Here is a 12,483-nt window from a genome sequence, read left to right on the forward strand (position 1 = left end):
ATGCTGCGCCTGATCCACATCCGCGATTTCGCCATCGTCGACGAACTCGAACTCGAGCTCGACGACGGCCTCAACGCCCTGACCGGCGAGACCGGGGCGGGCAAGTCCATCCTGGTTGACGTGGTCGGCCTGCTGCTGGGCGACCGCGCCGACGCCTCCATGGTGCGCGAGGGCGCCGAACAGGCCGAGCTGGGCGCCGAATGCGAACTGCCGGACAACAGCCCGGCGCATGCCTGGCTCGCCGAGGCCGGTCTGGCCGGCGAGGACGGCGACCCGCTCCTGCTGCGCCGCGTGCTGACGCGCCAGGGCAAGAGCCGCGCCTGGATCAACGGGCGCCCCGCAACCGTTACCCAGCTGCGGGAACTGGGCCAGTGGCTGGTCGACATCCACGGGCAGCATGCCCATCAGCAGCTGCTCGGGCGCGATACCCAGCGGGCCTGGCTGGACGGCTTTGTCGAGGCGCCCCTGTGCCATGCGGTGTCTACCGCCTTCCAGCAATGGCGCGAGGTCCGCAGCGCCCTGGAAAAGGCCCGTGCGGAACTGGCCGAGGCCGGCGACCGGCTGGACCTGCTGCGCTTTCAGACCGGCGAACTGGCCGAACTGGCGCCGGAACCCGACGAATACCCCGAGCTCTCCACCGAACAGAGCCGGCTGGCGCACGGCACCGAGGTCCTGCAGGCCCTCCAGGCCGCCGACGCCACCATCGGCGAGGACAACGGGCTGGATGCCCTGCTCGGCCAGATGCTGCACCGGCTGCAGGAGGCGGCCCGCCATGACGACCGCCTGCAGCCCGGGATCGAGCTGCTGGAGTCGGCCCGCATCCAGATCGACGAGGCCGGGGACACCCTGCGCCGGCTGGCCGAGGACATCGACCCCGACCCGCAGCGCCTGGCGGAGCTGGATGCGCGACTGGGGGAGTACCTGCGTCTGGCGCGCAAGCACCGGGTCGAACCGGAGGAACTGCCCGGCCTGCACCGGCGCCTGATGGACGAACTGGAGCATCTGGAATCCGGGGACCGCACGGTGGAAGAACTGGAAACCCGAGCCACGCAGGCACGTTCCGCGCTGGAAGACGCCGCGGCGGAACTCACCCGCGCACGCGAGCAGGCCGCGCGGCGCATCGAGACCGCTGTCACCGAGACCATGCAGGAACTGGGCATGGCCGGCGGACGTTTCGAGATCGCCGTGGAACCCGACGACGAACCGCGCGCCCATGGCGCCGACCGGGTGGAATTCCGCGTCGCCGCCAACCCCGGCCAGACCCCGCAGCCGCTGGCCCGGGTGGCATCGGGCGGCGAACTGTCGCGTATCGGCCTGGCCCTGCAGGTGCTCGCGAGCCAGCAACAGACCGTGCCCACCCTGATCTTCGACGAGGTCGATTCGGGCATCAGCGGCGCGGTGGCCGAGGTCGTCGGGCGCAAGCTGCGGCGGCTGGGGGAACGCCACCAGGTGCTGTGCGTCACCCATCTCGCGCAGGTCGCCGCACAGGCCCATCATCAGCTGGAAGTGGCCAAGACCACGGCCGAGGATCACACCCGCACCAGCATCCGGCGTCTCGATCACGAAGACCGGGTAGACGCCCTGGCCCGCCTGATTGGCGGCAGTGCCCTCACCGAGAGCAGCCGCGCCCACGCACGGGAGCTGCTGCAAACGCCCGGGGACTGAGACGACTCCCCCGGCGAAGCCCGGTGGGGAGAGGGTTCAGGCGGGGCGGCGGGGGCAGGCCTCGTCGCTGCAGTCGCCGTACAGCACCAGGGCATGATCCCGGATCGAAAACCCGTAGTCCGAGGCGATCTGCTGCTGACGCTGTTCGATGGTCTCGTCGTAGAACTCCTCGACCCGCCCGCACTGGTTGCAGACGATGTGGTCGTGGTGGCCGCCGCGCTCCAGCTCGAACACCGCCTGGTTGCCCTCCAGATGGAGCCGGCAGACCAGGCCGGCGGCCTCGAACTGGGTGAGCACGCGATACACCGTGGCCAGGCCGATCTCCTCGCCGGAATCCAGCAGCTCGCGGTAGATCGCCTCGGCCGTGAGATGCCGCGTCTCCGACTGATCCAGGATCTCCAGGATCTTCATCCGCGGCAGCGTGACTTTCAGACCGGCCTTCTTGAGATTGCTCGTTTCCATGCACGATCCCTGCATCGCGTCGGGCTCCGGGCATTGAGAGCCACCGGATGCTTTGGTGTACCATGCGCGTTCCCAGACTCGTTCAAGGTCCCGCGCGCTCGATGTACAAGATTCTCATTACTATCGCGGTCGCCGCAAGCACGCTTACCGCGTGCAGTGGCTTTAACCAGTTCCGTCTCGACGTGCAGCAGGGCAACGTGATCGACGCCACCGACGTGGCGCGAGTCCAGCCCGGCATGACGCCCGGCCAGGTGCGTTTCCTGCTGGGGACGCCGCAACTGGACGCGGCCTTCAAGAGCGAGGACCGCTGGGACTATGTCTATTACCGGCGTCCGGGGATCGGCCCCACCGAACGCCAGCGCGTGAGCGTGTATTTCCAGGACGGCGTGGTCGCCTACATCGACTCCGACGTGCCCCAGCCGGTCGCCCTGGAGGACCACCCGGTGGACATGGACGACTGAGGGAGACGGGCGGGCCGCGTCACCGGGGTCACGCCTCCCCGCCCTTTTCTTTCGTCTTGCCCTTGCCGGCACGCTGGCGCCGCACCTCTTTCGGGTCGGCAATCAGCGGGCGGTAGATCTCCACCCGGTCGCGCGACCGCAGCACGGTATCGCGGCGGGTAATCTTGCCGAAGATCCCCACCTTCGCATTGTCCAGATCGATCTCCGGAAACTGCCGGTCGATCTCGGACTGGCGCAGCGCCTGCTCGACGGTCGTTCCGGGCGAGACCTCCAGCGACAGGATCACCTGACGGTCGGGCCGCGCATAGGCGACCTCGACCGTCATCGGCCCCTCGCCACCATCGTCTGCCTCAGCCATTCCCGTGCACCTCCTGCGCGCGGCGGACGAAGGCGTCCACCAGGGAGTTGGCGATCTGGTGGAACACCGGGCCGATCGCGAACGACATCAGCCGGCTGGCGAACTCGAATTCCAGCTCCAGCGAAATGCGCGTGCCGCCGCCCTCCAGCTCGGTGAAGCGCCAGGTGCCGTGCAGGCGCTGGAACGGCCCCTTCACCAGACGGATGTCGATGGACTCCGGCCGCCGCAGCGTGTTGCGGGTGGTGAACGACTTGTGCAGCGCCCCCTTGGCGAGCTCGATGGTACCCTCCACCTGGGTCTCGGTCCGGTTGCGGGAGGACGCGCTGCGACAGCCCGGCAGGAATTCCGGGTAAGAGTCGATGTCGTCGACCAGGTCGAACATCTGCTCGCGCGAATACGGAACGTCGGCCGAACGCTGGATCTTCGAGCCCATCAGATCAGCTCCACCGCACGCAGGAACACCAGCAGGATCGCGACCGGCGCGACGAAACGCACCAGGAAGTACCACAACCCGAACAGCGCCGGGGAGCGCATCGCCAGCTCCGCACTCACCGACCCGCGAGTCATGCGCCAGCCGGCGAACACGGCGATCAGGAATCCGCCCAGCGGCAGCAGGATATTCGCGGTCAGGTAGTCGAGGAAATCGAGTACGCCCATGTCGAACAGGGTGTAGTCCGACCAGACGTTGAGCGACAGCAGCGCGGCGATCCCCAGAGTCCATGCCGCGATCGCCAGCACCGTGGTCGCGGCCACCCGCGTCATGCCCACGGTTTCCACCAGCCAGGCCACCGCCGGCTCGGCGATCGAGATCGCCGAGGTCCAGGCCGCGAAGCTCAGCAGGATGAAGAACACCGTGCCGAAGATCAGCCCGCCGGGCATCTCGCCGAAGGCCAGCGGCAGGGTCACGAAGATCAGCCCCGGCCCCTCGCCCGGCGACAGCCCGGCGCCCAGCACGATCGGGAAGATCGCCAGGCCGGCCACGATCGCGACCAGGGTATCCGCCCCCACCACGACCCCGGCGGTGCGCGGGATGGAGGCATCACTCTGCAGATAGCTGCCGTAGATCATGATCGCGCCCATGCCCAGACTCAGGGTAAAGAAGGCCTGCCCCATGGCCAGCAGCACCGCGTTGGCGGACAGCTCGGAGAAGTCCGGCGCCAGCATGAATGCGAGGCCTTCGCCGAAGTTCCCCTGCACCACCGCGTAGCCGACCATCACCAGCAGCATCACGAACAGCAACGGCATCAGGATGGTCACCGCCTTCTCCAGCCCCGACTGCACCCCGCGCGCGACCACGATGCCGACCATCACCATGAAGATGGTGTGCCAGGCCAGCAGCGCCTCGGGGGAGGCCAGCATGCCGTCGAACATCGCCTCGGAGCCACTGGCGTCCAGGCCGACAAAGCCGCCCGCCCCGCTCTTGAAGATGTACGACAGGGCCCAGCCCGCGACCACCGAGTAGAACGACAGGATCAGGAAACCGGTCACCACGCCGATCCAGCCGATGGAGGCCCAGCCGGTCGACACCCCCTCCTCGCGCGACAGGCTGGTCATGGTGTTGATCGGCGACTGGCGCCCGCGCCGGCCCAGCATGATCTCGGCGATCATCACCGGCAGGCCGATGAGCAATATGCAGCCCAGATACACCAGCACGAAGGCGCCACCGCCGTTCTCGCCGGCGATGTAGGGGAAACGCCAGATGTTCCCGAGCCCGACGGCCGAGCCCGTCGCCGCGAGGATGAAGGCCAGACGGGTGGTCCATTGACCATGGATCGATGCGGTGGGTGGCATGCGGATCTCCGTGTTTTTGCCCGTGGATTGTGAGCCAAGGCCGGCCGGCACTCAACTGAGTGCCGGTCCATGGATGCCCGCCGTTGACGCCTGGAGTACACTCCGCCCCCATGGGCAAGAAGAAGAAAACCGCCGGGGACGGCTCCAGTACCATCGCGCTCAACCGCCGCGCGCGTCACGACTACCACATCGAGGACCGGCTGGAAGCCGGGCTGGCCCTCGAGGGCTGGGAGGTCAAGTCGCTGCGGGCCGGCCGCGCACAGATCAGCGAAGCCTATGTCCTGCTGCGCAACGGCGAGGCATACCTGTTCGGCGCCCATTTCACTCCGTTGCCCACCGCCTCCACGCACATCAATCCGGATCCGAGCCGCACGCGCAAGCTCCTGCTGCACCGCTCCGAGATCAACCGACTGATTGGTGCGGTGGAACGCCGCGGCTTCACCCTGGTCCCGCTGGCCCTGTACTGGAAACGCGGCCGGGCCAAAGTGGAGATCGGCCTGGCCAAGGGCAAGAAGGCCTACGACAAGCGCGCCGACAAGAAGGAAAAGGACTGGCAGCGCGAACGCGCGCGCATCATGAAGAACGGCTGATGCGGGCTCACTCGCGGGCCGCGCGCCAGCGACAGGCACCCCCGGCCGCCTCGTCCAGCACCGCCAGCAGCTCGGCATGGGCGGCCGCCTCTTCCGCCGACGGCTCCACGACCGGCAGGGGCTGCCCCGAACGCCGTGCCCGCGCCGGCGCCTGATCCCCCGTATCCTGCTCGCTGTCGCTGTCCAGGGTCAGGCTCACCTGCCCGCCGGTCATCGCCAGATAGACATCGGCCAGCAGCTCCGCGTCCAGCAGCGCGCCGTGCAGCGTCCGGTCCGAGGCATCCACCCCGTAGCGCTTGCACAGCGCGTCCAGCGAATTGCGGCTGCCCGGATGCATGCGCCGCGCCAGCACCAGCGAATCCAGCACCCCGCAGATCTCGCCGATGGAGCCCGCCGGCGCCTGGTCGCCCAGCAGCGCCAGCTCGTGATCGAGAAAGCCGATGTCGAACGGGGCGTTGTGAATCACCAGTTCCGCCCCGCGCACGAACTCCACGAATTCCCCCGCCAGGTCGGCGAAACGCGGCTTGTCCGCGAGAAACTCGTTGTCGATCCCGTGCACCGCCACCGCACCGGCATCGATCTCACGATCCGGCTGAATGAAGTGATGCCACACCCGGCCGGTCGGCCGGCGATTGTCCACCTCCAGACAGCCGATCTCGATGATGCGGTGCCCGTCCGCCGGTTCCAGGCCGGTGGTCTCGGTGTCCAGCACGATCTGGCGCATGTTGCGTTCCCTTCGGTTCGGTCGTCCCGCGGATGGCTCAGCTGGCCGCCCCGCTCAGGAGTTCGTCGATGCCGGCATTCGCCAGCTCGTCGGCGCGTTCGTTCTCCGGGTGCCCGCTGTGGCCGCGGACCCAGTACCACTCGATGGAATGGCGCGCCGCCTCGGCATCCAGGGCTTCCCACAGGTCCCGGTTCTTCACCGGCTGGCCGCTGGCCGAGCGCCAGTTGCGCCGTTTCCAGCCGGGCAGCCATTCGGTCACGCCCTGCTTCACATACTTGGAGTCGGTCACCAGCTCCACCCGGCAGGGTCGCTGCAGGGTCTCCAGCGCGCGGATGGCCGCGGTCAGCTCCATGCGGTTGTTGGTGGTCTCGGCCTCGCTGCCGTACAGCTCGCGCTCGTGCCCACGGTAGCGCAGCACCGCCCCCCAGCCGCCGGGACCGGGGTTGCCGCGGCAGGCGCCGTCGGTATAGATGTACACCCGCTCGTCGTCGTCACTCATTGCCGTCCCTCGTTCGGCCGCGTTCGCCGGCGCATGATACGCGCGAAACGGCCACGCCGGGAGCACCCGTCGGCGGCGCGAAGCGCAGCGCTCGTGCCGGCCGCAGGGGCTCCTCCACCCGCTTGTGCGCGATGGTCAGAATGACCCCGGCCAGCGGGGGAAGTCCACGCAGAGCCCAGCGGTCCAGGCGTGCCAGCCGGCGCTGCCAGGCCACCGGCAGGCCGGGCGGCAGCACGCTGAGGTTCCATTGCTCCAGCACTTCCAGGCCGGCGGCCGCCAGCATCCCCCGATAGCGTACGCTGCGCAGCCCCTCGGGCAGCGGGGACGGCCAGAGGCCCGCCTCCGGATCGCCGTGCAGCCGGTTGGCCTCCAGCATGAACAGATGCCCCTCGGGCTCCAGCACCCGGGCGGCCTCGTTGACCACCACCTGCGGCTCCGGACTCCAGCTGCAGGGATGGCCCAGCACGATGATCCGTGCCCCGGCGGATTCCAGCGCCCAGGCCTCCGGATCGATCCGGACCTGCGCCCCCGGATCCGCCACGCGCAGCACCCGTGCCTGATCCGGGGCGTCGGGATCCATCAACGGCGCCGGCGCCAGCTCCACCGCGACGTTCAGCGGGCTCCCGGTCGCGTGGCGGCGCATGCGGTCCAGCAGGCGCGCGCGCACCCGCTGGCCCTGAGGCTGGGCATACCACCGGGCGAGGCAATCGCGTGCGCGTGCTTGGTGCTCCGGGTTGGCTGGTTTATCCTTCGTCCCCATGAAACTTCGATGCCCCGCTGTTCCCGTTCGCCCGCTGGCCCTCGCCGTTACCGTGGCCCTGTTCTCCGGTTGTAGCCTACACGACCGCGAGCGGTCACTGGATACCGCCGACACCGGTACCGGGAGTCCGGCCGAGGCGCGTACCCCACAGGCGCGCACCTACGACGCCCAGGACGTCGAATCCGCCATGCAGCGCCAGGCCGAAAAGGCGGAAAAGCGTGCTGCCGAAACCGACGACCTGTGGGAACGTGCCCGGCTGAACTACGGTTTCAGCGACGAACTCGACCACGATCGCGTCCAGCGTTATCTCGACCATTATCGCGATCAGCCGCGGATCATCGAACTCTCCACGCGGCGGGCCGAACCCTTCGCCTATTTTATCCTGTCGGAGCTCGAGGCTCGTGACATGCCGGCGGAACTCCTGCTGCTTCCCATCGTGGAGAGCGGCTATGCCCCGGAAGCCACCTCCAGCGGACGTGCCGCCGGGATCTGGCAGTTCATACCGTCCACCGGGGATCATTTCGACCTGCACCGCGACGACTGGTACGACGGCCGGCGCGATGTCTACCAGTCGACCCTGGCGGCACTCGACTATCTCGAATACCTGCATTCCCGCTTCGACGACTGGTACCTCGCCCTGGCCGCCTACAACTGGGGCCAGGGGAACGTCCGCCGGGCGATGGAGGCCAATGCCGCGCAGGGCCGCGACACCGACTACTGGAGCCTTGACCTGCCGGCCGAACCGCATGCCTACGTTCCCCGCCTGCTGGCCCTGCGCGAGCTGTTCCGCGCGCCGGATGAACACGGCGTGACCCTGACCCCCGTGGCCAACGAACCGGCGCTAGAGATCGTCCGCCCGGAACGCCAGGCGGATCTGGCCCTGGTCGCGGACATGGCCGAGCTGGATACCGCCGAGCTGGAACGCCTGAACCCCGGCTACCACCGGCACGCCACGCATCCCGAACATGCGCGGCACCTGTTCGTGCCGGCCGAAGCCGCGGACCGTCTGGAAACCGCGCTGGCGGAACACGGCGACGATCCGCTACTGCGTTTCCGCGAATACACCGTGCGCGCGGGCGACAACCTCGGCCGTATCGCGCGCGACGCCGGCACCGAGGTCGCGGTCGTGCGGCAGATGAACGATCTCAATGGCGACCTGATTCGCGCGGGCCAGACCCTGCGCCTGCCGGTGGGCGGGGACGACGCCGGGGCCGCCACGGCCGTCGCCGAGGCCGGCGATGCGGATTCACTGACGGAATACGAAGTCCGCCGCGGCGACAGCCTCTGGACCATCAGCCAGTCCACCGGCATGAGCCTGAGCGAGCTGCGCCGGGTCAACGACCTCGGGCGCGACACCACCCTGCAGCCCGGGGATGTACTGCAGGTCGCGGCGGCACACGGCGATGAAGGCACGGTGCACTACGAGGTCCGCCCGGGGGATTCGCTGTCCGGCATCGCCCGGCGCTTCGAGGTCTCGGTGGAAGACGTGCGGCGCTGGAACGGCCTTAACGGCGACCGCATCCGCGCCGGCGAGACCCTGGTCCTGCACATCGATCACGACGACGCGACCGTCGCCCGCGCGGACACCTGACGCGCTGGCCCGACCCGGGGCACATCGGTATGATCCCGGGAACACGCGTCCGCGACGCCAATCGCATCAAACCAGCAAGGAGAGTTTCATGGGCTTTCTCACCGGCAAGCGCGCCCTGGTCGTCGGGGTCGCCAGCAACCGTTCCATCGCCTATGGCATCGCCGCGGCGCTGCACCGGGAGGGCGCGGAGCTGGCCTTCACCTATCAGAACGAACGGATGCGCGACCGCGTGGAAAAACTGGTCGCCGATTTCGACTCGGACATCCTGATCCCCTGCAACGTCGAGAGCGATGAAGAGATCGAACAGGTCTTCGAACACCTGGACGACTACTGGGACGGCGTCGACATTCTGGTTCACTCCGTGGCCTATGCGCCCAAGGAGGAACTGGACGGCGATTTCCTCGACAACATGACCCGCGACGGCTTTCGCACCGCGCATGATGTCAGCTCCTACTCGCTGGCGGCCTTCGCCAAGGCCGGACGCGCGATGATGAAGGATCGCGATGCCTCCATCCTGACGCTCAGCTACCTTGGCGCCCAGCGATCCATGCCCAACTACAACGTGATGGGTCTGGCGAAGGCGAGCCTCGAAGCGAATGTCCGCTATCTGGCCTACACCCTCGGGCCGGAGGGCACCCGCGTGAACGCCGTCTCCGCCGGCCCCATCCGCACCCTCGCGGCATCCGGGATCGGGGATTTCAAGCGCATCCTCGACCATGTCGAGAGCAACGCCCCGCTGCGGCGTAACGTCACCATTGATCAGGTTGGCAATGCCGGGGCGTTCCTGTGCTCCGACCTGGCGTCGGGAATCACCGGTGAGGTGATGTACGTCGACTCCGGTTACAACACCGTGGGCCTCGGCCAGCACGAGATCGGCCTCGACAGCTAGGCCACAAGCAGCGGCCTGCCGGCCGCCGGGGCTCTGAACCGAGAAAGGCCCGGCCAGTCATCTGGCCGAGCCTTTCTCGTGCGCGGCCGGGCGGTCCGGGTACCGCCCGGCTCTTTCTCTACTCCCTCTACTCCAGGTTCTCCGGAAAACGCTGAATATCGGCCTCGGACTCCAGCCACGCCAGATAGGCACGCATCTCGGCACCGCCGTAGGCGTTGCGCAGCTGGTCGCGGGCCTGCTGGCGCAGAGCCGGATCCTCCTGCATGCCCCCGGCCTGCACCGCCTCCAGGGCCACCACGGCAAAGTCACCGCCGGACAGCGTCAGGCCCGCCAGTCGCGGCCCGTCCTCTCCGGGTGCGGCCAGACGGAACACCGGTGCCACCAGGCCGTCCGGCACGTCACCGTCGCGGGTATCCCGGCGCAGCTCGCGCGAGCGCGTCCAGCTGCCCTCGTCTTCGATGGCAGCCGCCCAGTCGTCAGCCTCTCGCAGGTCTTCCAGCAGGGCCTCGCCGGCTTCGCGCGCCGCTTCGGCGGCCGCTTCGGCCTGCAGCCGGGCCCGAATCTCGTCCTCGACCTCGGCCAGCGGGCGCAGCTCCGCCTCTTCCCGTTCGGCCACGCGAAGCACGATCGTCGAGCCATCATCGAGATCCAGGGCATCGCTGTTCTCTCCGCGCTCGCGCACCCGCTCGCCGAAGGCCGCATCGCGCACGGAACGCGAGTCCGCGATGCCGCTGCCCGAGTCGCGGGTGAACCAGTCGGTCGTGCGGATCTCCAGCCCGGTCGCCTCGGCCGCGGGCTCCAGACTTTCCGGAAACTCGACGCTCAGCGACATCAGGTCGTCCAGCGCATCGATCTGCATCTGCTCGGCACGCCGGTCGCGCAGGTCGGATTCCACGTCGTCACGCACCTGCTCCAGCGGCTGTGCGCGGGCATCCTCGACCGCAGTCACCTGGATGATGTACCAGCCCTGATCGGTCCGCACCGGCTGGCTCACCATCCCCTCGGGCAGACTGAAGATCACCGTCTCCAGGGTCGACGATCCCAGATCCCCGCGGGCCAGCTCCCCCATGCGGCCGCCCCGCGGCGCGCTCAGGGAATCCTCGGAGTATTCCTCGGCAAGCTCCGCAAAATCCTCGCCGTCCTCGATCCGCTGATGCAGCTCGCCAATCCGTGCCTCGGCGTCGTCCTCGTCCGCCAGGCGAATGACCCGAACATCGCGCAGTTCCGGTTCCTCGTAACGCGACCGGTTGGCGCGGTAGTGCTCCACGATGTCTTCCTCGCTCAGCTCGACGGCCTCTTCCAGCGATGCCGGATCGAGCTGAAGATACTCCACCCGCAAACGCTCTGCGGTCGTGAACTCCTCCGGATTCGCTTCGTAGTAGGCCTGAACGGCGTCCTCGTCCACCACGCCGGGGCGATCGAAATCCTCCGCCGCGAACACCCGCCAGCTCACCGTCCGCACCTGATTGCGCAGCGCGGCGTACTCGTCCACCAGGCCTTCGTCGAAGCGACCCGACTCGCGGATGCCCGTCTGGATCTGCGACATCACCAGCGAGCGACCGATGTCATCCTCGAAATCCGCGGGACTGATGCGCTGGGCCGACAACAGCTGGGAATAGCGCTCCGGACTGAACTGCCCGCCCTCCTGAAACACCGGCATCGCGCGGATCTCGCGGCGCACCGATTCGCTGGCGGCGGTAAACCCGAGATCACCGGCCGCCTGACGCAACAGGGTCTCGCGAATCAGGCTCTCCAGCGCCTGCAGCCGAATCCCCTCGTCGTCGAATTCGTCCGGGATCTCGCCGCCGAACATGCGGCGGAGTTCATCCCGCTGGGCACGCGCCTCCTGATGCACGGACCGGGTATCGATGTCCACGCCGTTGACCTCGGCAGCCACGATGTCGCCGGCTCCGCCGAAGTATTCGCCCACGCCCCACAGGGCGAAGGGGACCGCGATCAGGCCGATGATTACGTAGGCGAGCCAGCCGGTCGCCCGATCTCGAATTGCTTGCAGCATGCTGGTTTTGTCCGTTCGGGTTCAGCAGGGAAAACAGATCAATGGTAGCAGGCGCGCCCTTCGCCGTCTGTCGGACACACCAACAAAAAAGGCGCCCCGGAGGGCGCCTTTCGAAATATGGCGGAGCGGACGGGACTCGAACCCGCGACCCCCGGCGTGACAGGCCGGTATTCTAACCAACTGAACTACCGCTCCGTATTCTTTTCAGCGCAGCCGCATCGAGCAGGTCTGCGCCTGGTGGGTGCTGACGGATTCGAACCGCCGACATTCGCCTTGTAAGGGCGACGCTCTACCAACTGAGCTAAGCACCCGGTAAAGCTCTCTAGTTTACCCGATCCTTCAACGCTTTGCCAGCCTTGAAACCGGGCGTTTTCGACGCGGCGATCTGGATCGTCTCGCCGGTGCGCGGGTTGCGCCCGGTGCGCGCCTCACGTTCGCGGACGAGGAACGTCCCGAAGCCAACCAATGATACCTGATCACCCTTGGCAAGGGAATCCCCGATTACGCTGACCATGGCATCGACCACCTTGCCGGCCTGAGCCTTGGGAACATCGGCTTCCGCGGCGATCGCGTCGATCAATTCGGATTTATTCATGAAACGGTTCCTTATCGTTTTGGTGACTCGGGCGTGCAGCCGGCACGGCCAAGCTTACAACAATCCGGGCCGATGCCGCCA

General features: G+C 67.8%; 14 protein-coding genes and 2 tRNA genes. 5 read left to right on the forward strand and 11 right to left on the reverse strand.

What is annotated here, in order from left to right; translation table 11 throughout:
* Entirely contained in the window at positions 1-1,665 is a 1,665-nt protein-coding gene (recN, locus tag F573_RS0101635) for a DNA repair protein RecN (RefSeq protein ID WP_019021217.1), read from the forward strand.
* 36 nt (positions 1,666-1,701) lie between these two features.
* On the opposite strand, the gene fur is transcribed toward recN, so the two are convergent.
* Positions 1,702-2,127: a ferric iron uptake transcriptional regulator gene (gene fur, locus F573_RS0101640; RefSeq protein WP_019021218.1), complete on the reverse strand. Its 426-nt coding sequence runs from the start codon at positions 2,125-2,127 to the stop codon at positions 1,702-1,704.
* A 101-nt stretch (positions 2,128-2,228) separates the two neighbouring features.
* On the opposite strand from fur, the gene F573_RS0101645 reads away from it, so the two are divergent.
* Entirely contained in the window at positions 2,229-2,588 is a 360-nt protein-coding gene (locus tag F573_RS0101645) for an outer membrane protein assembly factor BamE (protein ID WP_018869993.1), read from the forward strand.
* 28 nt (positions 2,589-2,616) lie between these two features.
* Here F573_RS0101645 and F573_RS0101650 read toward each other — a convergent pair whose 3' ends face one another.
* Genes F573_RS0101650 through F573_RS0101660 form a run of 3 tightly spaced genes read right to left on the reverse strand, consistent with a single transcriptional unit; the run spans position 2,617 to position 4,737 of the window.
* The gene (locus tag F573_RS0101650) at positions 2,617-2,946 is read right to left on the reverse strand and encodes an RnfH family protein (protein WP_019021219.1); all 330 of its coding nucleotides are present in this window, start codon (positions 2,944-2,946) and stop codon (positions 2,617-2,619) included.
* Positions 2,939-3,379, reverse strand: a complete 441-nt coding sequence (locus tag F573_RS0101655) for a type II toxin-antitoxin system RatA family toxin (RefSeq protein WP_019021220.1) — start codon at positions 3,377-3,379, stop codon at positions 2,939-2,941. The genes F573_RS0101650 and F573_RS0101655 overlap by 8 nt, the downstream gene beginning before the upstream one ends.
* Positions 3,379-4,737, reverse strand: a complete 1,359-nt coding sequence (locus tag F573_RS0101660) for a sodium-dependent transporter (RefSeq protein WP_019021221.1) — start codon at positions 4,735-4,737, stop codon at positions 3,379-3,381. Before F573_RS0101660 ends, F573_RS0101655 begins: the two co-directional genes overlap by 1 nt.
* 110 nt (positions 4,738-4,847) lie before the next feature.
* Here F573_RS0101660 and smpB point away from each other — a divergent pair, with 110 nt between their 5' ends.
* Positions 4,848-5,327, forward strand: coding sequence for an SsrA-binding protein SmpB (smpB, locus tag F573_RS0101665; protein WP_018869997.1), 480 nt, complete (start codon positions 4,848-4,850; stop codon positions 5,325-5,327).
* A gap of 7 nt (positions 5,328-5,334) precedes the next feature.
* Here smpB and dnaQ read toward each other — a convergent pair whose 3' ends face one another.
* The 3 genes from dnaQ to F573_RS0101680 are packed head-to-tail and all read right to left on the reverse strand — an operon-like array spanning position 5,335 to position 7,217.
* Positions 5,335-6,051 carry a DNA polymerase III subunit epsilon gene (dnaQ, locus tag F573_RS0101670; protein WP_019021222.1) on the reverse strand — a complete coding sequence of 239 codons (717 nt, stop codon included), beginning with the start codon at positions 6,049-6,051 and terminating at the stop codon, positions 5,335-5,337.
* Between the two features lie 37 nt (positions 6,052-6,088).
* Positions 6,089-6,550 (reverse strand): ribonuclease HI, encoded by a 462-nt coding sequence (gene rnhA / locus F573_RS0101675; RefSeq protein ID WP_019021223.1) that lies wholly within the window; start codon positions 6,548-6,550, stop codon positions 6,089-6,091.
* Complete coding sequence (locus F573_RS0101680; protein ID WP_019021224.1) at positions 6,543-7,217, reverse strand: hypothetical protein; 675 nt, start codon at positions 7,215-7,217, stop codon at positions 6,543-6,545. Before F573_RS0101680 ends, rnhA begins: the two co-directional genes overlap by 8 nt.
* A gap of 91 nt (positions 7,218-7,308) precedes the next feature.
* Here F573_RS0101680 and F573_RS0101685 point away from each other — a divergent pair, with 91 nt between their 5' ends.
* The gene (locus tag F573_RS0101685; RefSeq protein ID WP_051075349.1) at positions 7,309-8,901 is read left to right on the forward strand and encodes a LysM peptidoglycan-binding domain-containing protein; all 1,593 of its coding nucleotides are present in this window, start codon (positions 7,309-7,311) and stop codon (positions 8,899-8,901) included.
* A gap of 88 nt (positions 8,902-8,989) precedes the next feature.
* Entirely contained in the window at positions 8,990-9,790 is an 801-nt protein-coding gene (locus F573_RS0101690; RefSeq protein ID WP_018870002.1) for an enoyl-ACP reductase, read from the forward strand.
* 127 nt (positions 9,791-9,917) lie between these two features.
* Here the strand turns inward: F573_RS0101690 and F573_RS0101695 are convergent, their stop codons facing one another.
* The 4 genes from F573_RS0101695 to F573_RS0101710 form a co-directional block, all read right to left on the reverse strand.
* Positions 9,918-11,807 carry a SurA N-terminal domain-containing protein gene (locus tag F573_RS0101695; protein ID WP_019021226.1) on the reverse strand — a complete coding sequence of 630 codons (1,890 nt, stop codon included), beginning with the start codon at positions 11,805-11,807 and terminating at the stop codon, positions 9,918-9,920.
* A gap of 118 nt (positions 11,808-11,925) precedes the next feature.
* A tRNA-Asp gene (locus F573_RS0101700) sits at positions 11,926-12,002 on the reverse strand.
* A 40-nt stretch (positions 12,003-12,042) separates the two neighbouring features.
* A tRNA-Val gene (locus F573_RS0101705) sits at positions 12,043-12,118 on the reverse strand.
* A gap of 11 nt (positions 12,119-12,129) precedes the next feature.
* Positions 12,130-12,417 carry an HU family DNA-binding protein gene (locus F573_RS0101710; RefSeq protein ID WP_255349426.1) on the reverse strand — a complete coding sequence of 96 codons (288 nt, stop codon included), beginning with the start codon at positions 12,415-12,417 and terminating at the stop codon, positions 12,130-12,132.
* Positions 12,418-12,483 lie beyond the last annotated feature (66 nt).

It is taken from the genome of Thioalkalivibrio sp. ALE23 (assembly GCF_000378545.1).
Taxonomy (GTDB): Bacteria; Pseudomonadota; Gammaproteobacteria; order Ectothiorhodospirales; family Ectothiorhodospiraceae; genus Thioalkalivibrio.

Coding starts and splice junctions, on each gene's coding strand:
- F573_RS0101690 (WP_018870002.1), top strand. CDS start 8,990: ATGGGCTTTCTCACCGGCAAGCGCGCCCTGGTCGTCGGGGTCGCCAGC.
- fur (WP_019021218.1), bottom strand. CDS start 2,127: ATGGAAACGAGCAATCTCAAGAAGGCCGGTCTGAAAGTCACGCTGCCG.
- smpB (WP_018869997.1), top strand. CDS start 4,848: ATGGGCAAGAAGAAGAAAACCGCCGGGGACGGCTCCAGTACCATCGCG.
- F573_RS0101655 (WP_019021220.1), bottom strand. CDS start 3,379: ATGGGCTCGAAGATCCAGCGTTCGGCCGACGTTCCGTATTCGCGCGAG.
- recN (WP_019021217.1), top strand. CDS start 1: ATGCTGCGCCTGATCCACATCCGCGATTTCGCCATCGTCGACGAACTC.
- F573_RS0101660 (WP_019021221.1), bottom strand. CDS start 4,737: ATGCCACCCACCGCATCGATCCATGGTCAATGGACCACCCGTCTGGCC.
- F573_RS0101645 (WP_018869993.1), top strand. CDS start 2,229: ATGTACAAGATTCTCATTACTATCGCGGTCGCCGCAAGCACGCTTACC.
- F573_RS0101695 (WP_019021226.1), bottom strand. CDS start 11,807: ATGCTGCAAGCAATTCGAGATCGGGCGACCGGCTGGCTCGCCTACGTA.
- F573_RS0101685 (WP_051075349.1), top strand. CDS start 7,309: ATGAAACTTCGATGCCCCGCTGTTCCCGTTCGCCCGCTGGCCCTCGCC.
- dnaQ (WP_019021222.1), bottom strand. CDS start 6,051: ATGCGCCAGATCGTGCTGGACACCGAGACCACCGGCCTGGAACCGGCG.
- F573_RS0101650 (WP_019021219.1), bottom strand. CDS start 2,946: ATGGCTGAGGCAGACGATGGTGGCGAGGGGCCGATGACGGTCGAGGTC.
- rnhA (WP_019021223.1), bottom strand. CDS start 6,550: ATGAGTGACGACGACGAGCGGGTGTACATCTATACCGACGGCGCCTGC.